At 49.4% G+C, this 20,578-nt stretch carries 14 protein-coding genes; 9 read left to right on the top strand and 5 right to left on the bottom strand.

Annotated elements, in window-relative coordinates:
• Window positions 1-185: 185 nt before the first annotated feature.
• Entirely contained in the window at window positions 186-3,611 is a 3,426-nt protein-coding gene (gene porU / locus ACTHMC_RS19275; RefSeq protein ID WP_440415562.1) for a type IX secretion system sortase PorU, read from the bottom strand.
• 191 nt (window positions 3,612-3,802) lie between these two features.
• On the opposite strand from porU, the gene ACTHMC_RS19270 reads away from it, so the two are divergent.
• Together ACTHMC_RS19270 and ACTHMC_RS19265 are read left to right on the top strand one after the other, a co-directional pair.
• Window positions 3,803-5,347, top strand: coding sequence for an SUMF1/EgtB/PvdO family nonheme iron enzyme (locus ACTHMC_RS19270; protein WP_440415560.1), 1,545 nt, complete (start codon window positions 3,803-3,805; stop codon window positions 5,345-5,347).
• Between the two features lie 78 nt (window positions 5,348-5,425).
• Window positions 5,426-6,700 (top strand): UDP-N-acetylmuramoyl-tripeptide--D-alanyl-D-alanine ligase, encoded by a 1,275-nt coding sequence (locus tag ACTHMC_RS19265; RefSeq protein ID WP_440415558.1) that lies wholly within the window; start codon window positions 5,426-5,428, stop codon window positions 6,698-6,700.
• Between the two features lie 9 nt (window positions 6,701-6,709).
• On the opposite strand, the gene ACTHMC_RS19260 is transcribed toward ACTHMC_RS19265, so the two are convergent.
• The 3 genes from ACTHMC_RS19260 to ACTHMC_RS19250 all read right to left on the bottom strand — a co-directional run bounded on the left by ACTHMC_RS19260 (window position 6,710) and on the right by ACTHMC_RS19250 (window position 9,283).
• The gene (locus ACTHMC_RS19260; protein WP_440415556.1) at window positions 6,710-7,504 is read right to left on the bottom strand and encodes a CHAD domain-containing protein; all 795 of its coding nucleotides are present in this window, start codon (window positions 7,502-7,504) and stop codon (window positions 6,710-6,712) included.
• A 169-nt stretch (window positions 7,505-7,673) separates the two neighbouring features.
• Window positions 7,674-8,840, bottom strand: coding sequence for a trans-sulfuration enzyme family protein (locus ACTHMC_RS19255; RefSeq protein ID WP_440415554.1), 1,167 nt, complete (start codon window positions 8,838-8,840; stop codon window positions 7,674-7,676).
• A gap of 8 nt (window positions 8,841-8,848) precedes the next feature.
• Window positions 8,849-9,283, bottom strand: coding sequence for an OsmC family protein (locus tag ACTHMC_RS19250; RefSeq protein WP_440415552.1), 435 nt, complete (start codon window positions 9,281-9,283; stop codon window positions 8,849-8,851).
• 67 nt (window positions 9,284-9,350) lie between these two features.
• On the opposite strand from ACTHMC_RS19250, the gene ACTHMC_RS19245 reads away from it, so the two are divergent.
• From ACTHMC_RS19245 to ACTHMC_RS19215, 7 genes are all read left to right on the top strand, one after another.
• A complete protein-coding gene (locus tag ACTHMC_RS19245; protein WP_440415550.1) occupies window positions 9,351-10,367 on the top strand; it encodes a homoserine O-acetyltransferase family protein in 1,017 nt (338 codons plus the stop codon).
• Between the two features lie 152 nt (window positions 10,368-10,519).
• Entirely contained in the window at window positions 10,520-11,131 is a 612-nt protein-coding gene (locus ACTHMC_RS19240) for an RNA polymerase sigma factor (RefSeq protein ID WP_440415548.1), read from the top strand.
• A 45-nt stretch (window positions 11,132-11,176) separates the two neighbouring features.
• Window positions 11,177-12,442: a FecR domain-containing protein gene (locus ACTHMC_RS19235; RefSeq protein WP_440415547.1), complete on the top strand. Its 1,266-nt coding sequence runs from the start codon at window positions 11,177-11,179 to the stop codon at window positions 12,440-12,442.
• Window positions 12,443-12,640: 198 nt separating this feature from the next.
• Window positions 12,641-16,063: a SusC/RagA family TonB-linked outer membrane protein gene (locus ACTHMC_RS19230; RefSeq protein ID WP_440415545.1), complete on the top strand. Its 3,423-nt coding sequence runs from the start codon at window positions 12,641-12,643 to the stop codon at window positions 16,061-16,063.
• 10 nt (window positions 16,064-16,073) lie between these two features.
• Window positions 16,074-17,549, top strand: coding sequence for a RagB/SusD family nutrient uptake outer membrane protein (locus tag ACTHMC_RS19225; RefSeq protein ID WP_440415543.1), 1,476 nt, complete (start codon window positions 16,074-16,076; stop codon window positions 17,547-17,549).
• 19 nt (window positions 17,550-17,568) lie between these two features.
• Complete coding sequence (locus ACTHMC_RS19220) at window positions 17,569-18,594, top strand: DUF4465 domain-containing protein (RefSeq protein WP_440415541.1); 1,026 nt, start codon at window positions 17,569-17,571, stop codon at window positions 18,592-18,594.
• 26 nt (window positions 18,595-18,620) lie between these two features.
• Complete coding sequence (locus tag ACTHMC_RS19215; RefSeq protein WP_440415539.1) at window positions 18,621-19,829, top strand: thioredoxin-like domain-containing protein; 1,209 nt, start codon at window positions 18,621-18,623, stop codon at window positions 19,827-19,829.
• Between the two features lie 75 nt (window positions 19,830-19,904).
• Here ACTHMC_RS19215 and ACTHMC_RS19210 read toward each other — a convergent pair.
• Window positions 19,905-20,578, bottom strand: a 674-nt coding sequence (locus tag ACTHMC_RS19210; RefSeq protein ID WP_440415537.1) for a DUF2490 domain-containing protein, incomplete at its 5' end; no start/stop codon positions are given.

Here is a 20,578-nt window from a genome sequence, read left to right as displayed (position 1 = left end):
CAATGCTGTCCGCAGTCTTCTTATTTTCAGGATCGGGATCTGGGTAGCTTTGGTCAGAAGCTATTGCTGATGCAGTAAGGCGATACTAATGTCGGAGTAGAAGTTTTCTCTAATAAGGAATGCTTTAAATCTGATAAAACGGGGCGAAAATACATGATTTTACCAAAACGAAAAATCAATACATCCTACAATATATATAATTTTTCTAATTTATAGGCCATTTTTCCGTCCGATGTTTTCACTTGCAACCGGTATATATATACTCCTCTTCCGATCTTACTGCCATATTCATCACGTCCGTCCCAATTCACTTCACTGGAACGGTTGCCAGTTGAAAATATTGTACGTTTTAGTGTTTTTACCAACTTTCCGGATACGGTATATACCTGAACAGTAACCGATAATTCTTCTCCGGGCCTGTTGTGATCGAACCAGAAATTCGTATTCGTGGTGAACGGATTCGGGTAGTTGAGAACATGTTCCAGCCTCAGTTCCGACTCATTCACCACCCTGAATTCAAGCACGGCCTCATTGGAGTTGTTCACGGCATCCCAGGCTTTGATGGAAAGTGTATGGGGGCCGGGAGCCAGTTCAGGCAACTGGAATCTTACTAATCCCTTTTTGTAATTGTCCGTTTCACTTTCATAGAACTGATTGAGCACATATGTTTGCTTCTGATCATTATCAAGCACCGCCACCAGGTCGTGACCGATACCTGTACCCATGATATTGATTCCGGAAGAATCCGCCAGCCGCATCAGCAGGATCGGTCTGGCATTACTGATACCTCCGTTCACAAATTTTTCATCATTGAGCCATGCGCGGATATGCGGACCATCCTTATCACCCGTACCAGTACCCGAACCTCCCACTATGATCTCTTTATAAGCACCGCCGGCATCGGTAGCACCATCCTCTGCATAGAAACTGATCTTGCCATTCCCGAACTGGTAATTGATATCCCTGGGCACCACAAAACGAAAACTGAACTGGCCATTGCTCACACGGGCCTTGCCCCTGAAGAGCATATTCTGCTGTGTACTGAAGGAAACGGGTGGACTGCCCGGATCATTACCCAGGGTCTGCTTTGCCTGGGGCTTGTCGAACACCACCGGATATACGGTACCGTTGTAATTGCTGAGCAATACGCCTGCTTCATCCGTCACCTGCCCGCTTATGGTATATTCAGACAATGCTTTCAGCGTATCTGGCACTGCATCCACCTGCACGCCATTGATCTGCGTAACGGCCACTTTATGCTGCGGGAAAGCCAGTCGCAGTGCGGGATCCCCCAGCAACGTAAACTTCCTGTTATTGATCACATCAGAATTGTTGGTATAGGTGAGATTCTTAGCCTGCATCACGGCATCACCCAGCCGGAGATAACTGCCATCAGGTTGCTGCTTCAATGCTGTAGCAAGATAGTTCTGGTTCATGATGCGATTGCTGAAACTCTGCACCAGCCTGGTAGTGGTCATCAGTGCGATGGCCCCGGTCTTGTCGCGCAGCAGCAGGTCCTCTCCCAGCGAACCGATCAGCGGATTATCGTAAGGTCCGAAATCGCAGGTTCCGGTGATGAACAGGGGCAGTTTGTCTGCATTGTTGAAACTGTTCACAATGTCCTGGTCCAGCACCACTTCCTCGGCGAGCCGCCTGTTGCTTCCGTGACCGGTGTAATTCCAGATGAGATTGCCGCTGAACATGCGGCTGCCGATGGCCTGGTTCACTGCAGGGTACCTGGCGCCTGCGGCACCGCTCTCCTGTGGATAGGCATCCAGGTAGATCTTGTCTGTATTGAAAAGAGAGTTGGTGGTCTGTACGGTCTGCGTGATCACTTCCGCATCCTGCAGGTGCAGGTTGCCGTCCTCATCATCGGCCACAAAAGTGAGCTCATTTCGCCAGGGGCCCAGCGCTTTGGAAGATGTGTAAGCAATGAGCTTGTTGATATAGCGCGCAGCCTCCTGGTCGTTGGAAGCTGGAATACGTCCGATGCCGATATCCAGCAGGTGAACACCGGTTTGCGAGATATCATCGCCATCATCGAGGAAGCCGAAGAAATCATCTGAAGTGTAGGTTCCAAGCGGTTCCAGCGATACGCCGCTTTCCCAGGCAGGTACCAGGTTGGTATTATTGGTAATGCGGTCTTTGTAATCGAAGGAGCCCGCTCCAAGCAGGAGCAGGTATGCCGGTCGTTTTGCGGGATCACCGTTTGACCTGTCGTAGTACATTTTCAGGAAATCCCGCACTGCTACCGGGTCCGGGATGCCAGAGGAGAACTCCGCATATACCTGTACGGTAGTAACAATTCGGCTGCTGATGCCATCGCGCTGCTGGTGAAAATCGGCAATGCGCTGCGCCTGGCCCGTCAGCGAAGGATCGGTGAGGATGATCATGTTTGCGGGATCAGTTCCATGTAGGTCCTGGTTGGCCACTCTGCCTGCATTTACAGGGGTAAGCAAGCCTGCCGGGCGGAAAGCCGCATACTCCTTCAGCTGCTGGCAGGAGTTTATGAAACGATAAGTATTTCCGCTAACGGTGCCGTTCAGACGAATGGGTTGCCGGGGGTCGGTAACATCCCATACCTGGGTGGAGACATCTCCCTGGTCGATGATGAATTCACCGGTATTGCCGGCGGCTACGCTGTTCCAGTCCCGGAAAAGCAGCTGGTTCCTTCCAGCCAGGCTGAGGGAGCTGCGGCCGGTTATCTCGAACCAGTCGAGCCACCCCTGTGCATTGGCGCTGCCGGGTGAGTAGGTAATGCTGATGGCCAGGTTGGGACCGGGCGGGTTAAAGCTGGCTTCAGCCCCAACGGACCTGGCGAAAAGATCGTATTGTCCTGCAGGAACGGCCGGCATGCTCATATTGAGGATGGAGTTGCCGTTCAGGGTAAATCCGAAGCTGCTGCCATTGCCGAAGGACCGGGAAATACAGCGGGCCCTGATAGTGGCGGGGGCGGCGGTGAGACCGGGCAGGGCGGCGGTGAAATTGTGCATGAGCAACTTACCCGGCACATCGGCAAAATCGTACCCGAACCAATCCTTTCCGCTGCTGAGCAGGTTCACGGAATCGAGCTCATAAAAATATCTGTCAGAGTAGGTCTGGATGGTGGTATTGGCCACTCCGGTGGCAGGCTGGCTGTTTATCCGCAGTCCGGCACCCCCGATGGTGAGATAATAGTAGGATTGCTCGCTGTAGAGGTTCTTTGTATGCCTGAATGAGCGGTTATTGGGGTCGGCCGTCCAGTGATGGGGCCCGGGGGCATAGAACAGGAGGTAATCGTTGTTATTGAGCACGCCATCGCCTCCGTCTTCGGCCCAGAGGGCGTTTTCCACCAGGTCATCGGGCCGGGCAGCGCCGGGGTCTTCTGGGAGCATGGCGCCACTGTACCCATAGAGGCGGATGGAATTTGATGCCGCCCCCTGAATATTCAGGCCCAGTGTTTGCAGGAAGGGTATGTCTAACCGGTACACCCCGGGGGCCTGAACGGCAATTCTGAACCAGTTGCCGGAGGCGAGCACGGAATGAGGCGCATAACTGCGCTGGGCCAGCAGGGAAGTGGACCGGATAAGCAGCAGTACAAGGCAAAGGAGAATGGTAAAGCGGCGGCACATCTGATCAAAAATAGATCGAAAGTGCCTATATTCGCAATTGCAGGTTATTCATCTGCAAAAAATTGTTACCCTGTTAATAAAAACCTGCCTTAGCGGAATAAAAGTTTACATTTTTTATACGGAAACTGTACAATTTTTGCGCTTCATCTGCGTTTAACTTAATTGAACCAAAAGGCATAAAGCTATCTAAAATGAACTTGAAAAACCTATTCGTACTGGTATCCTGCGCCGCGGCTCTCGCCAGCTGTAAGAGCAACAAGAAGGAGAAATCCTCTGTAACCGGCTGGGAATACAATAGCAAAGATCAGGGTGGTTACCAGGTATCCCGTGAGAAAGAACAACATACCGGCCCCGGTCTCGTGTTTGTTCAGGGGGGTACTTTCATGATGGGGGCTACCGAGGAAGATGTAATGAGCGACTGGAACAACGTTCCTGCCCGTAAAACGGTGAACTCTTTCTACATCGACCGTACAGAGGTGGCCAATATCCATTACCGCGAATATCTCTACTGGATCAATAACGTATTTGATGCCGATGAATATAAAGATGTTCGTGAAGGAGCCCTTCCCGATACCCTCGTTTGGCGTAGCGAGCTGGCTTACAACGAGCCTTTGGTTGAATATTACTTCCGTCACCCGGCTTATAACTACTATCCTGTAGTAGGCGTAACCTGGAGGCAGGCATACGATTTCTGTCTCTGGCGCTCAGACCGTGTGAACGAGCTGGCCCTGGTTCAGAAAGGCTTCATCAATAAAACAACGCTCAAAAATATTCAGGGTCAGGGTGGCGAAAGCTTCAACACCAAGTCATACCTCATCGGTCTGACCACTCCTACCCCAGGCAATTCCGTTCGTTCCAAGAAGAACCCTCTTAAGAACCCCAACGGAACTCCAAGAACTACTGTAACTTTCGAAGACGGTATCCTGCTCCCCAACTACCGCCTCCCAACGGAAGCTGAATGGGAATATGCAGCCCTCGGTCTCGTAGGTCAGAACCCGAGCCCAAGCCGCAAGGAAGGAAAACGCGGTGAGGAGCTCATCACCAACAAACAGGTATTCTCCTGGAGCCAGAACGTGAACGGTCTCCGTGATACACGCCGCGGCGCATGGCAGGGTACTTTCCTCGCCAACTTCAAGAGAGGTAATGGTGATAACATGGGTGTTGCAGGTGGTCTGAACGACCGTGCTGTTTACACTGCACCTGTAACCTCTTTCTACCCCAACGCATTCGGTCTTTATAATATGTCCGGAAACGTGAACGAGTGGGTAGGTGACGTTTACCGTCCGATGAACTCCACCGATAACGATGATGTATCTCCTTATCGTGGTAACTACTTCGAGAACAACTACAAGAATAAAGACGGTGAGTTTGAGAAAGATTCTCTCGGCCGCGTAAAGAAAGTTTACGTAACTGACGAAGAAAGCAAGAACCGCCGCAACTACCAGAAAGGAAACGTGATCAACTACCTCGATGGTGATTCGCTCCTCCTGGGTGTTAAATACGGTTACGGCCTCACTACCCTGATCTCCGACAAATCCCGCGTGATCAAAGGTGGTAGCTGGAACGACCGCGCATACTGGCTCTCCCCCGGCACACGCCGTTACATGGAAGAAGATCAGGCAAGCAGCACCGTAGGTTTCCGTTGCGCTATGGATCGCGTAGGTAGCCCTGAAGGTAATGGTCGCAAAACTGGTATCGACTATCCCAACAGAAGGCAGAACACCAGAAAAAGATAAGTTCATTTAAGATAATAAAAGAGCCGTCTCAAAAGGACGGCTTTTTTATTTTACTACATTTGCTTCCATCACATTCTTATGATCACAATTCCTGAATTATACAAGGTCTACCAGCAATTTCCTTCCGTGCAGACAGACACCCGCGCCCTCAGGGCAGGCGATCTGTATTTTGCCCTGAAGGGACCGAATTTCAATGGTAATACTTTTGCACAGGCCGCACTGGATGCAGGCGCCGCCTATGCCATCGTGGATGAACCACCGGCAAGCCCCCATGAAAAGATCCTCCAGGTGGAAGATGTGCTCAGCACCCTGCAGCAACTGGCCAAACACCACCGGGAACAATTCGATATCCCCTTTATTGCCATCACCGGCAGTAACGGTAAAACCACTACCAAGGAACTGGTAAGCACCGTGCTTGCCGCCCGCTACAAAACATACACAACACAGGGCAACCTGAATAATCATATAGGCATCCCCCTCACCCTCCTGCGTGTTCAACCCGATGCAGAAATGGCTGTGATAGAAATGGGAGCCAATCACCAGAAAGAGATCGAAAGCTATTGCCTGTACACCCTGCCTACCCATGGAATCATCACCAATGCAGGCAAGGCGCACCTGGAAGGATTCGGAGGTATTGAAGGCGTTCGCAAAGGCAAAGGAGAGCTCTTCAATTATCTCCGCGCGCACAACGGCACCGCCTTCGTAATGTGGGATTATGATTACCTGCAGGAAATGAGCAAAGGCATTGAAAAGATCATTACCTACGGCACTTCCAATGCAACAGTAACGGGAGAGGTATCTCAAAGTGAACCCTTCCTGTCTGTGTCCATCACCGGCAGTCAGCCCTTCACCATCAACAGCAAACTGGTAGGCGCTTACAATCTGCCGAATATCCTGGTGGCAGTTACCATCGGAAAGCATTTTGGTGTATCCGATGAAGCCATCCGCACCGCCATTGAGAACTATACCCCCAGCAACAGCCGCTCTCAGCTGATGACCATCGGCAATAACAGCTATATCCTGGATGCGTACAACGCCAACCCCAGCAGTATGCGGGCTGCCATCGACAACTTTGCCTCGCTCAAGGGCAACAACAAAGTGCTGATGCTCGGAGGCATGATGGAACTCGGCCCTGAAAGCCTGCAGGAACACCAGCAGATCATCGATCTCATCAAAAAATACAACTGGAAGGCAGTGGTTCTGGTAGGTGGCGATTTCAGAAAGATCGATCATCCCTTCATAAGCATGGAGAATGCAGCCGCCGCCAAAGAATGGCTGACCGCTCAAAATTTCCAGCATACCAGCTTCCTGGTAAAAGGATCGCGTAGTATGCAGATGGAAAAAATATTGTAATTACAGAAATTATACCTGAAAGAAACCCTGCAGGCTGCGCACTTCCTGCATGGCAGTTTGCTGCGCCTGTTCTTTGGAAAGTTTCCATTGTGCGAGTAATTGCTGAAGCGCGGTTTGTTCTTCCAGAGGAGCCTGCTGCATCCGCTCTTCATTCAGAAAAGAAAGCGCGATGTACTGGTCGTTGAGATCGCCCAGCATGGTTGTGAGCTCTTCCAGCTTATTATCATCTTGCCATTCCGGAAAAGCATAATCATATTTCAGTTCTGTTTCCAGGATCTTTTTTACGTATACCAGGTCTTTCAACGCTTTCCGGATGGCGTGCAATTCCTCCTCATGCTCCAGTGCCAGCAGCAGCACATGGATAGTAGCCACTTTCCGCTGGATGAAACGTTTCAACATTTCTTCCGTAACCGTTGGCGGCAACTCATCCATCAGCTCTTTAATGGTTTTACTGATACTGGTATCTTCGATGTGTATCACCAGTAATTCCTTGGCCTGAAAGAGATCATGATGAATACCTTTGAGAAAGCCCGGGATGATCTCCTTCCATTCTCTCAAGCGTTCAATGATCAGCTGCATATCTCTAACGGTTCCGCATGACCGATAAATCACTTTGATCTCATCCGGCATTTTTACATTCCTGTCATCTCCCTGCATCAGCCTCAGAAAAGATCGCAGCTTCTTATAAGCCACTCTCAGATCATGTATATCCTCAACATCGAAGCCGCCCGGGATCTTCCGGCAATGCTCAGCAATGGTTTTCCCAAGGCTTCTCACCACTTTAGCAGGTTGCGGCTTTCTCATGATGAAAAATTTTATTTCGCAGTGCCCGGTCGCTCGCGTCCCCGCGAGTGACTTTTATTCCGCCGCCTCCCGGCGACACGGTGTTCGCCGGAGGCGAACAAATAGAAGTAACTCGTCAGAGGCGAGCTACCGGACACAAGCTGATTTTACGGGCACAGGCCGATTTTCACTAATCCTCCAGCGCCTGCAGGATATCAGCCAGAATATCATCCACCTTTTCCAGTCCAACTGAAATTCGGATAAGCCCCGGCGTTATATTCACTGCTGCACGCTCAGCCTCTGTGAGCTTGGCATGCGTAGTGCTTGCAGGATGTGATGCAATGCTCCTTGTATCACCCAGGTTGGCTGTTAAACTCAGCATTTGCAGCCTGTCCAGGAATTTACGTCCTGCTTCCAGTCCGCCCTTCAGCTCAAAACACACGATACCACCGCCATTCGTCATTTGCTTTTTGGCGATCCCGTGCTGCGGATGACTGGGCAACCAGGGATATTTCAGCCAGGAGATAGCAGAATGTTTCTCTAATTTCTGTGCCAGGGTCAGCGCATTGGAAGCGTGGCGTTCCATACGCACGTCCAGGGTTTCAAGGCTTTTGCTCAGGATCCAGGCATTGAAGGGAGACAGTGATGGCCCGGTACTGCGGCAGAAGAGATAAATATCTTTGATCAGCTCTTTCCTGCCTACGATCACACCGCCCAGCACACGGCCCTGCCCGTCCATCCACTTGGTGGCGGAATGAACTACCAGGTCGGCCCCGAAATCGATGGGACGCTGGCCGATTGGTGTTGCAAAACAGTTGTCTACATTGAAGAGCAGGTTATGTTTTTTAGCAAGCGCGCTTGCTTTCTCCATGTCCACCAGGTCAAGGCCCGGGTTGGTAGGCGTTTCAACAAAGATCATTTTGGTATTTGGACGAACCAGGGCATCCCAGGTTTCGGGCTTATCCGCCTCGAAATAAGTGTATTCGATGCCGAACCTGGGAAGGAATTTGGTGATCACGGTATGCGTGCTGCCGAAAATGGCATTGCAGACCAGCAGGTGATCTCCCTGTTTCATCAGCGCCATGAAGGAGGCGAAGATGGCGCTCATGCCAGATGCAGTAGCATAACCGGCTTCGGCACCTTCGAGGGCGCAAACCTTATCTGTGAATTCTTTTACGTTAGGGTTGCTGAACCGGCTGTAGATATTGAAGTCGGTCTCATCGGCAAAAGTTGCGCGCATTTCCTCGGCATCATCAAAGCAGAAGCTGCTGGTAAGGAACATGGGCGTGCTGTGCTCCATTTCGTTGGTACGTTCGGTCTGGATCCGGATTGCCTGAGTAATGGGATGTTGTGACATACTGGAGATTATTGGATGTTTTGACCATTCACACGAACGGACCAGGTGAGATTGCCTCCCGCACGGCGCAGGGTTTCGGCAACAGAACAATATTTATCCATGGAAAGTTCGGCTGCTTTGTAAGCCTTCTGCGGATCCACTTCCCCCGTAAGTTCAAATACGATATGTACATTGCTCCAGAGGGATGGCTCTTTACCCGCCTCACGCTCGCCTTCTATCTTCATATTAAAACCTTCCACTGGCTGACGCTGCTTCTTCAGGATCGATACGATATCGATGCCGCTGCAGCCTCCCAGGCCCATCAGCAGTAATTGCATGGGACGGGCCCCGAAATCAGAGCCACCTCCCTCTGTGCTGTTATCGATATGAACCGTATGGCCGTATGCGTCCTTAGCTTCAAAACCGTAATCGCCTTTTACCCGCTCCAATTCAATTTTAATCATGGTAAAGATTTTTGCAAATGTAATTCATGCAGGCATTTACTTTGCACCCTGAATCAGTATTGACCGAATGCAGACCTTTCACTTTAACGAACCGTTTCAACTGGAGTCCGGGCAGATCTTGCCGGAGCTCACCGTGGCTTTCCATACCTATGGCCAATTACAGCCCAACAGCAAGGTGGTTTGGGTATGTCATGCCCTGACGGCCAATTCCGATGCGGCCGACTGGTGGAAAGGCGTAATCGGCACAGGAGAAGTGATCAATCCGGAAGAATACTTTATAGTTTGTGCTAATATCATCGGTTCCTGTTATGGCACTACCGGCCCGCTCAGTACAGATCCCCGCACAGGGCAGCCTTATTTTCACCATTTTCCTCTCATTACCATCCGCGATATGGTTCAGGCGCATATCCTGCTCCGCCGTCACCTGGGCATCAGCCGGATCCACCTCCTCATGGGAGGCAGCATGGGCGGCTATCAGGCCATGGAATGGGCCGTTGCCGAGCCGGAAGTGATAGAGCAGCTGTTCCTGCTGGCCACCTCTCCCACTGAGAGCGCCTGGGGCATTGCCGTGCACACCACCCAGCGCCTGGCCATTGAAACAGATGCCACCTGGAAGAATGATGCACCTGATGCAGGCGCAGCCGGCCTCAAGACCGCCCGCGCCATTGGCATGCTCACCTACCGGAACTACGGCATCATGGTGAAACACCAGACCGACCCCGATCATTCCAAACTCGAAGGCTTCCGTGCCTCCTCCTATATTCACTACCAGGGAGAAAAACTGGTAAAAAGATTCAACGCCTTCTCCTACTTCAGTCTCTCCCGGTCCATGGACAGTCACAATCTTGCCCGCGGCCGCAATGCCGACGTGGATGCCGTTCTCCGTGGCATTCAACAGCGCACCCTCATCATAGGTATCAGCAGCGATATCCTCTGCCCGGTGGAAGAACAAAGGTTCATGCAAAGACAACTGCCCAACGCTTCGCTCATAGAGATCGACTCCGCCTACGGCCATGACGGATTTATGGTGGAGGGGAAACTGATCTCCGCAGAATTACTCAAATGGTTGAAGAACCAGTACTGATCATACCGGGATTATCTCTTCAGAAAAAAGTTAATATCTGTTGCCATCAGGATGATTTGAGATCATCCTTTTTTGGTAATTTTATTATGCGGGGTCATTAAAGATGACCAACTTAACTGATTAGTGCTTCAAGAGAAACCAAACCCGACTGTTTGAGAACGGATACATGCGATACCGATAAGGAGTTATTTATCCGCATTGCGGAAGGTGATGAAACGGCGTTCATTCAACTCTTTCACCTGTACGTTCCCCAGGTAAAACCCGTGATCACCACACTTACCAAATCACCGTTGGTGGTGCCTGACATCGTACAGGACATCTTCCTGCGCATCTGGCTTAACCGGGAAAAACTCACCGAGGTGAAATCTCCCAGGAGCTGGATCTTCTCCGTGGTCTATTATCAATGCTTCAATTATCTCCGCAAACAATCACTTATCAATAAGGTAGGGCCTAAACTGGCCGTAATGCAGAACGAGCGGCCGGAATGGAAAGAGTCGCCCGAATCAGTGCTGCAGTTCAACGAAACCCGGAAATTCATACAGCAGGCGATCGACGGCCTGCCACCACAGGCAAAAAAGATCTACCTGCTGAGCCGGGAACAGGGATTGAGGATCGATGAAATTGCCAGCAACCTGGGCATTGCCCCCAAAACAGTCAAGAATACGCTCACCCGCGCCTCCACAGCCATCAGGCTTTACCTCCAGCAAAAAGGAGTGTATATTCCCCTGTTCCTGCTGGCGCTGGAAATAAATAAATTTTCATAGGGACTATTTGTTTTCCCGCGTGTCTACTTTTTCAGACTACCCATAATGAACAAGGAAGCAGTAAAAGCCATACTGGAAAAAGCGCTTCGCCATGAAGCAACTCCTGAAGAGTACAGTGAACTGATGGAATGGATGAAGAACGATCAGGAATTTGAATTGTCCGATCATATCGGAGCACTCATGGCCATGCATATGAAAGGAAACTCAGTTTCAACTGACGAAACGTACGATTATGATTTCTGGCACAACCGCTGCCTGGAAATAATCAGTGCGAATCCATATTCCATAACGCTGCCGTTTGCAGCGCCGGAAAAACAGACGTCCCGTATCCCATCGCGCCGCAAAGGCTATTGGGCAGCGGCAGCCAGCATACTGGTTGTACTGGGAGCAGCCGGTTATTTATGGGTGAACAATGGAAAAGAAAAAAAGGAAACGGTAGCGGCAAAAGAAATACCAGCAGTACCCGATATTCAGCCAGGCAGCAACAAAGCCATGCTGGTACTGGCCGATGGCAGCAATATCCTGCTCGACAGTACAGGTAATGGACAGATAGCCGCAGACAGCGGTGTACTGGTGAACAAAGCAGGAGGCAGACTGGAATATGTGCAGGCCGGTGACAATGCAGCCAGGAGCAATCAATTCAATATCCTGAGCACTCCGCGGGGAGGACAATATCAACTGGTACTGCCGGACGGCACCATCGTATGGCTGAATGCTGCATCTTCCATCAAATACCCGGTGGCTTTCCCGGAGCATGAAAGAATGGTGGAAGTAACAGGCGAAGCTTATTTTGAAGTGAAGAAAGATCCCAACAGACCTTTCATTGTGAAAGGGGCCGGACAGGAAGTACTGGTGCTTGGCACATCTTTCAATATGAATGTATATGAAGATGAGCCGCTGAAGAAGATCACACTGATCGATGGAGCAGTACAGGTGCAACCGCTGGAAACTTCAGCAACCATCAACCCGCCACGCCAGCGGGTTACGCTGAAACCCGGACAGCAGGCCAAAGTGACCCGGGCAACCAATAAAATGGATGTGGTTGCAGTGGATACAGATGAAGCCACCTCCTGGAAGAACGGCTTGTTCTACACCAGGAAGGCCAATATAGGAGAACTGATGCGTCAGATAGGACGCTGGTTCGATGTGGAGGTGAACCTTACGCAGCTAAACCCGGACAAGGCAGGTCCTATGCCTACTTTCTCCGGTTCAATAACCAGAAATCTTACGCTTTCCCAGATAGTTAAAATATTAGAGCTGAGCGATGTAAAAGTCAAAATAGAGGGGAAACAGATTACCATACTACCATAACAACATCAGCAAAACCGGATTCCTTTGGCAATAAAAAAACCAGAAGCGTTAGAGCCGCCTCTGGTAGCGATTTGGCTTATTGCTGAAGGTTTTGAGCATTCTTTCTATAAACCAAAACAACGCAAAAGTATGAAACTTTCCTGCAGTTTGCCTGCCAGGCTTCTATGCTGGCGGATTGACCATTCATTTTTTCGCATTATGAGATTGACTTTAGTACTTCTTCTGAGCTCCTGCCTGTACGCCCAGGCGGAAGTTTACGCACAACGCGTAACCATTTCTCTTAAGAATACCACCCTTGAACAGGTATTTAAAGAGATCTCCAGACAGACCAATTACCAGTTCTTCTTCCGCGATGAATTCCTGCACAGCATGGAAAAAGTAACCGTCCAGGTAAAGGACGCAGACTTCAGAACGGTGCTGGAAGACTGCTTCGTAGGGAAACCACTGAGCTTTTCCATCGTAAATAATATTATAGTAGTGCGCAGGATCAATCCGGTTCCTCCCACTACCATCAACCTCAACCTGCTGGAACATACCGAAGGCACGGAACCCGAACTCCCGGACATCAGGGGTTCAGTGACCGATGCCATTTCAGGGAAACCTCTGGAAGGCGCTACCGTCCAGGTTAAGGGAAGCCCTGTTTCCGTTGTCACCAACTTTGAAGGCGAATTCACGTTGAAAGGGATCGACAACAAAGCCACCCTCGTCATTTCATATGTAGGCTACGCCACCACTACCGTTGAACTGAAAGGAAGACAAAGCATTGTTGTAAATCTCAGCCCTTCCATTTCACAGATGAATGAAACGGTTGTGGTAGCATATGGTAAGTCTAAGATCAGGGATATCACCGGGTCCATATCTTCCATCAGTACGCAGGACATTAAGAATGCGCCAATGGGCGCTTCGCTCCAGAGCCTTATCCAGGGCCGCTCTGCAGGGGTGAACGTAAATATCCAGTCCGCCTCTCCTTCCTCACCCGTAAGCGTGGTGATCAGGGGAGCCTCCTCCATTTCAGGAAGTAATCAACCACTTTGGGTGATCGATGGTATCCCCGATTACTCACAGACCTCTACCGGTAATATTGCCAACACACTTTTCAACCTTAATATCAACGACATTCAAAGCATCGAGATCCTGAAAGACGCTTCCGCAACGGCACTCTATGGATCGAGAGCCGCCAACGGTGTTGTGATTGTAACCACCAAACGCGGCGCAGAAGGCGCAAAACCTACCATTCAGTTTACCAGCCGCTTTGGATTACAGGTTCAGAATTTCAATGGTTACAAATACATGGAGTCTCCGGAATATATCCGCTTTGCAGACAATGCCGCCAGGATCGAAGCCTTCGGCAGAGGCGCATTCGATTATTTCACCAGACTCTACCTGGATGAACAGGCATTTATGAGAACCAACTCCAGTGAGTTTGATATGAGCACCTTCAAAGTATTGCCTGGCGCATACTATGAAGGCAATACCAACTGGCAGAAAGAAATGACGCATAACCCCTGGAACAAACAATACGATCTTTCCCTGAGAGGCGGCGCCAAAAACCTCGCCTACTACGTTTCACTCAACCACAGAATGGACGAAGGCATCGTAAAATCAGGAGATGCAAAAAGCTTCGGCGGAAGACTGAACCTGGAAGCAAAACTGCGCAAGGGCATCAAGCTGGGACTTAACCTCAGCGGCAACTCCAGGCAGGTAGACGATAAAGATTATATGCTGGATGTACTGAAAAAGATCCGCCCTGATATTCCACCATACAATCCAGACGGCACCCTCTTCACAAGAGATGCTTATACAGAGAACCCATACACCACGCTCAAGAACACCAGGTACAGCAACTCACAGGCTTTCATCGGACAAATGTTCCTGGAACTTGACCTGATGAAGAACCTGGTGCTCCGCACTTCCTACAGCACACAGTTCACCAAAGGCGAAGCACTCAACTATACAAGAAGAGGAAGCACCTTCAACTATGATGGTACCAGAACCAGGAACGATTCCAAGAATACCACCAGCAGTTTCGAGAACACCCTCACCTACGCAAAGAATTTCGGTAACCACGACATCACGGCCATGGCAGGTCTTTCCATGGAAAAATTCACGGCCAATGATTTCGGTATGACCGCCACCAACTTCCCTGATGATGATGTACTCAACAACTTCACATCCGGTGCAGTACGCGGCGCACTCACAGAATCAAAAAGCGCCAATGCCCTGTTATCACAATACGCGAGAGCGCATTACAAATTCAAAGACAGGTATATCATCAGCGGTACTATCCGCCGCGACGGCTCCAGCCGTTTCGGTCCGGACAAACGCTGGGGAACCTTCCCTTCAGCAGCTGTAGCGTGGATCATAAGTGAAGAAGAATTCTTCAAGAAATCAAAGGTCAGTAACTTCATTTCATACATAAAGCTGAGAGCATCCAGAGGTCTTGCCGGTTCACAGAACCTCGGCAACTACGACTGGAGAACGAATGTGAACTCAAGCAGGTACAATGAGATCCCGGCCATCGCCCCCAGCTCCGTAGGTAATACAGAATTGCAGTGGGAAGAAGCAGAAATGACCGACTTCGGAGTTGATTTCGGTTTATGGGACGAAAGGATCCGCGGTACTTTTGGTGTTTACAAAAAGATCACCAACCACCTGATCTATTCACAACCACTGCCACCCAGCAGCTCCTTCTCCAGCATCAGTTCAAACGTAGGCTCCGTAAAGAACAATGGTGTTGAGTTTGATGTAACTGCAGACATCATCAAGAAGAAGAATTTCAACCTGCAGGTAGACTTCAATGCTTCCACCAATATCAACCGTATCATGAAAATAAACGGTGTGGTTAAGGAACTGCTGTTCCCAAGCACTTTCACCGTTTACATGAAAGTACTGGAAGGGCAAAGGACCGGACAGTGGTTCGGTTACAAAACAGCCGGTCGCTTATTTGTATCACCTGAAGAAGTGATTGCACTTAAAGGCAGAACGGCCACAGGCGCCCAGGCCAACTACAGGGTAGCTTATGAGAACAAAGGAGATCTGATCTTCCTTGACCAGGATGGCAATGGGGTGATCAATGCAGATGACCGTACCGTACTGGGCAGCGCAGATCCAAAATACTACGGCGGCTTCGGTCTGACAGCCAATTACAAAGGCTTCCGCATCAATGCCACTTTCACCTATGCATACGGCCACAAACGCCTCTGGAAAATGCCGATGGATGATGTTGGATATGTAGGCAACTACAATCACGCCAATAAGATCGCCGGAAAGAGCGCCACCCTGCTGAGCCCTTATGACGCCACCATTCCAAGGATGACGCATTATGGCGATGGCGGTAATGCCACTTTCTCCGACTTCTGGCTTTATGATGCCTCTTACCTCAGACTGAGCGCATTGAACCTTGTGTACCGTGTTCCTTCCTCCGTGTTCAGGGACTGGGTGATCCAGGGCATCGATCTTTCTTTCCAGGCGGCTAACCTGATCACCATCACCAAATATCCTGGCTTTGATCCGCAGGGTAACTGGTCTTCTTCAGCAATCGGTACAGGCATGGGAGTTGACAACAGCACGTATCCTTCTGCAAGAAACTTCAACGTAGCCGTTATGTTCACATTCAAATAAGCAAGCACTTATGAAAAAGATCATCTATCATATATTCTTACTCACTACAATAACAGGGGCTGTCAGCTGCAATAAGTTTCTTGATGAAAAGCCCTACTATGCACTAACAGACGCCAACGCCATCACAGATCTCAGTAAAGCAAAAGCAGCCGTAGGCGGCGTGTATGCTACATTCCAGGGAGATGACTGGGCAGGCAGCTTATACATTGCACAGGCTTCCAAGGCAGGTTTCGTGAAATGGGTGACCATGGATTACGATATGTCTTACACACAGGTGACCAGAACATCAGCTGCACCCTGGACCAGTTTTTATAAGAGCCTCAATGCCGCCAACTTCGCTGTGAACGGCATCGATATCCTGCCCGCATCCGTTATTTCCGATGAACAGAAAAATGCATTGGTGGCTGAAGCCAGATGCCTGCGTGCCTGGGTGCATACCAATATCCTCTGGAACTATGGTCACTGGTGGGCTGATGATGCCGATGAATACGGATTGCTTTACAGGGATGAAGTGATTGACCTGAAGAATATCCAGAAAGCAAGGATTAGCGTGGGAGAATCCTATCAGAAGATCTATGAGGACCTGGATTTTGCCATTGCTAATCTGCCTTCATTTACTAGTTCCCGTTATATGTCGAAGGAATTCGCCAAAGCACTGAAAGCAAAGATCCTCCTGTACAGGGGCGGATACCGTAACAATGCAGCAGAGCTGAACCAGTCTCTCACCCTGGTAAATGATATCCTGCAGAACCATCCTCCCGCATTTGACATGATGCCTGATCTGGATCAGGTGTATAAACAATCATGGGATGCAAAGGAGAACCTGTTTGCACGTTACCTTGAAAATGACGGTACCAGAACTACAAAAGGCGGCTACTATTACACCTATTACCTGTCACAGATCGCAGGCACCACACTTCCTCTTGCTCCCAACTTAACGCTCACTGCCGGGCTCAATTTCGGCCTCGACTGGTTCAAGCAGGATCCAAGATGGAATATCGTTACAGGCCCTGTAAGAGCCGGTGAAACCTGGGACAACACCTATCGTCATACTTTCAAAAAAGTTGCACGCTACGGAAGCATCGAAGGGAAAACGGTGAACGACGAAAAATATGCCGCTTATTATTTCCGCTTCCCTGAATTATACCTCATGAAAGCAGAGTTGATCGCACGCACCGGAGGAACCGTAAGCGATGCACTGGCTCCCCTCAATGAAATGCGTTCCAAAAGGACCAATCCCGTACTGCCCGCTTTGAGCGCCGCTACCCAGGATGAACTGATGGACCTGATCTTCAAAGAGATCTTTACGGAAACATTCATCGAGAACGGTAGCGAGTTCTTCGCATCTCTCCGGTTCAAAACCCAGGGAAGACGTTGGATAGAAGTGATCAAGGACAAGACCCTGGAAGAAAACAGGATCTGCTGGCCGATCCCCGATGCGGAAATGATCAATAACAAACTCATGAAACAAAACCCAGACCTGTAACCGCAAAACTCAAAAGCTTATGCGTAAAAATATTTTAACCGGCAGTTTGTTTTTGATAGCCCTGGCTTTCACATCCTGCGCTGATGAAAAGAAAGATGTGCTGCTGCCCTATCCCAACGATATAAATTTCGAAGACCTCGATCCGGGCAGGCTCACTTACAATGTACCGGACGCGCCCTTCAAGGCAGGCGACAGCAAATCAGGCACCGTTACCATCAATGTGAAAAAAGAAAATGATGGCTCCTTCAAAGGATTTGCTGTTTCCACCAAAACATGGAGATCATATCCCTGGACCCTCAGTTACACTTTTGGCAATCCTGCACTCTCGGGCACTCCCAAACAACTGGCGCTGGACTCCACGATATTTTCAGTGTACACTGCGCCGGCTCCCAGCCAGACAGGCACCTACCTGGTAGGCAATACTACCGGAGGCGAAGCCATCATCTCATGGCCGCAACCAAGAGTGGTAGAGCATATCCTGGCAGCCAACAATACATACACTTACCTGCTTGCCACTTACGGTTCCAGGTATTCAGGTACCCTGGATGCCACCACACAACAGTACAATACAGCAGGCACTAAAGTGCGTAACCCAAACAACCCGAATACAGGAACTGATATGTATGGCATATTCTTCCTGCCCGGGCCTGGTGATGCCAACATCACAAGGCTGGCAGGTGAAGAGATACTGGGTAAAAGAGCGGCAGGCCATACGGCCGCAGACGCAGCAAGAGCCGCCAACAAAACACCAGACCAGGTGAAAGCGGATTCCACCACAGCTGCTGATGCATGGGCCAAAGGCAATATCAAATTGACCGTAACAGGTTATGTAGATACCAAGGTTACAGGAAAAGTGGAATTCTATCTTGCTGCATTGCCCAATGTGGATCCGGCCAATCCCAAATACAATTTTGTAATGGATAACTGGAACAAGGTGGCACTCAGCTCGCTGGGCGAAGTGAACAAACTCCAGTTTGATGTAAGCTCTTCCAACCCGGCACTGCCTTCTTATTTCTGCCTGGATGGATTGAGACTCCGCAATTAATTTTTCATATTTAATAAACGCATGCCATGACAAGATCAATGATTCTGCTTTTATTGACCATTCTGTGTTTTACTTCAGGCTTCGCATCTGATTTTCCTGTAGCTATCAAAGGGAAAATAAACGGTGTGGCCGATGGTCAGAAAGTATACCTTACCTATTCCGATGTTTCAAACGAAACGATCGACAGCGCTGTGATCATCAATGGAAGTTTCTCTTTCAAAACGAAACTTACCTCACCCCGGTTTCTGTCCGTTGTATTACAGAATGAAAAGGACCCGTATCGCAGCAAAGGCCTGAACCTGCTGGCTTCAGAAGGCACCATCCAGATCGATGGCAACTTCAGTGACCTCACCGAGTATTACTACCTGAGAGGAACAGGCACACTTGCTTCCGGCGTATCTGTAACCGGATCCCCGCTGCATGATGCATACCTGAAATACTATACCCCTAAGGCTGTGTACGACAAGGAAAGGGATTCGCTTTTCATGAAAGAATACATTCCTTATCTCAACCCGGGAAAAGGAAAAGAGAAAGGGCCGATGAAAATTGGTATCGATATCGTGAGAAATATCGACAAGGTTTCCAATGAAAGGACTGCTTATATTCTGCAGTATATCTTCAGGAACAAACCTTCAGATCTGCTTGCCTTTATTGCCACGCAGGCAATCGATCAGGCAAATATCACCACTACCGAGATCGATAAACTGGTGAAACATTTTTCCGGCTTCAACTCCACCAGCCCTTTGTACAAAGGCTTCCTGGATCGCGCTGAACTGAACAAAAAAACAGCTGTAGGCAGCAACCTGCTTGATTATACTTTACAGGACAGCGAAGGCAAAGAACACAAACTGAGTGAGTATGTAGGCAAGGGAAAGTATGTGCTGCTGGAATTCTGGGCTTCCTGGTGCGGTCCCTGCAGAGCGGATATCCCGCATATCAAAGAAGTGTACCAGTATTACAATCCGAAAGGATTTGAAATTGTAAGCATCTCCCTGGATGAAAAACACGATGCCTGGATCAAGGCCATCAAGGAGGAGCAGCTGGACAATAAATGGCCGCAACTTGTTGAGAAGAACGCCTTCAAAAGCGAGCTGACCAAAGACTACAGGATACGGGGCATCCCTGCCTGCCTTTTATTTGATCCCAATGGCAAACTGGTTACCAGGAATATGAGAGGGTCATGGATGGACATGATACTGATCAACCAGTACGGTAATCATTTCCCGGCCCATTGATAAGCAGTAAGTACCCATATACAAGAAGAGGGTGTCTCCAAAGAGACGCCCTCTCTTATTTTATAGCGTACTGTGTTATTTGCTGCGCAGGTCCAGGTTATGAAAATAAGCCACCCGTGCTATATGATTGGTCCGGTAACTGTTGCCAGCCGGTTGCTGAATGAACTGGTTCATATATCCGACATGTACCTGATCGGATTTGTTCATGTGATAAGCAAAGCCTGCGAAGAAACGGTTCTGATCGAAATAATTGTTTACAATCTGTTCTCCGAAATTGACCATGATCTCGTCATTGAGGACCCAGCTTACAGTGCCGGGTGCAAAAGGTTTGTTGCCGATGGCTCCCTGAAGCAGGAAACTATACCTGGCCCTCCAGTTGAAATGATAGCCGTCTGCCAGCTCATCATCATTCAGCACTTTGCGGCGGTATCTTTCTTCAAGCCTTGCATATTGCATTACACGCAGCTTCTCGCCATATTTGGTATGCCACTGGATCTGTTGCCAGGGACGATGTTCTGGCACTGCAATATTCTTATGACCATTATTTGGGAATGAATGAATATATCCATATCCTGCAGTGATCTTGGTATTGTTGTTCACATAGTAAGTAAGACCAACCCGAGCTATGCCGGTTGAAAAATTGGTAAAGAAGTCTTCTTTGGTCCTGATCTGCGCTTCAGCCCAGAATCCCCATTTCTCAGAAAGACGGGTCTGGTTCATATAAGCTCCCCAGAACTGGTTCTCAGAAG

The sequence above is a fragment of the Pseudobacter sp. genome (assembly GCF_051955275.1).
Lineage (GTDB): Bacteria > Bacteroidota > Bacteroidia > Chitinophagales > Chitinophagaceae > Pseudobacter.
Note: the sequence above shows the minus strand (reverse complement) of the source record. Positions and strands in the feature narration are given on the sequence as shown.

Coding starts and splice junctions, on each gene's coding strand:
- ACTHMC_RS19235 (WP_440415547.1), top strand. CDS start 11,177: ATGAACAAGGAAGCAGTAAAAGCCATACTGGAAAAAGCGCTTCGCCAT.
- ACTHMC_RS19250 (WP_440415552.1), bottom strand. CDS start 9,283: ATGATTAAAATTGAATTGGAGCGGGTAAAAGGCGATTACGGTTTTGAA.
- ACTHMC_RS19225 (WP_440415543.1), top strand. CDS start 16,074: ATGAAAAAGATCATCTATCATATATTCTTACTCACTACAATAACAGGG.
- ACTHMC_RS19265 (WP_440415558.1), top strand. CDS start 5,426: ATGATCACAATTCCTGAATTATACAAGGTCTACCAGCAATTTCCTTCC.
- ACTHMC_RS19220 (WP_440415541.1), top strand. CDS start 17,569: ATGCGTAAAAATATTTTAACCGGCAGTTTGTTTTTGATAGCCCTGGCT.
- ACTHMC_RS19230 (WP_440415545.1), top strand. CDS start 12,641: ATGAGATTGACTTTAGTACTTCTTCTGAGCTCCTGCCTGTACGCCCAG.
- ACTHMC_RS19260 (WP_440415556.1), bottom strand. CDS start 7,504: ATGAGAAAGCCGCAACCTGCTAAAGTGGTGAGAAGCCTTGGGAAAACC.
- porU (WP_440415562.1), bottom strand. CDS start 3,611: ATGTGCCGCCGCTTTACCATTCTCCTTTGCCTTGTACTGCTGCTTATC.
- ACTHMC_RS19215 (WP_440415539.1), top strand. CDS start 18,621: ATGACAAGATCAATGATTCTGCTTTTATTGACCATTCTGTGTTTTACT.
- ACTHMC_RS19245 (WP_440415550.1), top strand. CDS start 9,351: ATGCAGACCTTTCACTTTAACGAACCGTTTCAACTGGAGTCCGGGCAG.
- ACTHMC_RS19270 (WP_440415560.1), top strand. CDS start 3,803: ATGAACTTGAAAAACCTATTCGTACTGGTATCCTGCGCCGCGGCTCTC.
- ACTHMC_RS19255 (WP_440415554.1), bottom strand. CDS start 8,840: ATGTCACAACATCCCATTACTCAGGCAATCCGGATCCAGACCGAACGT.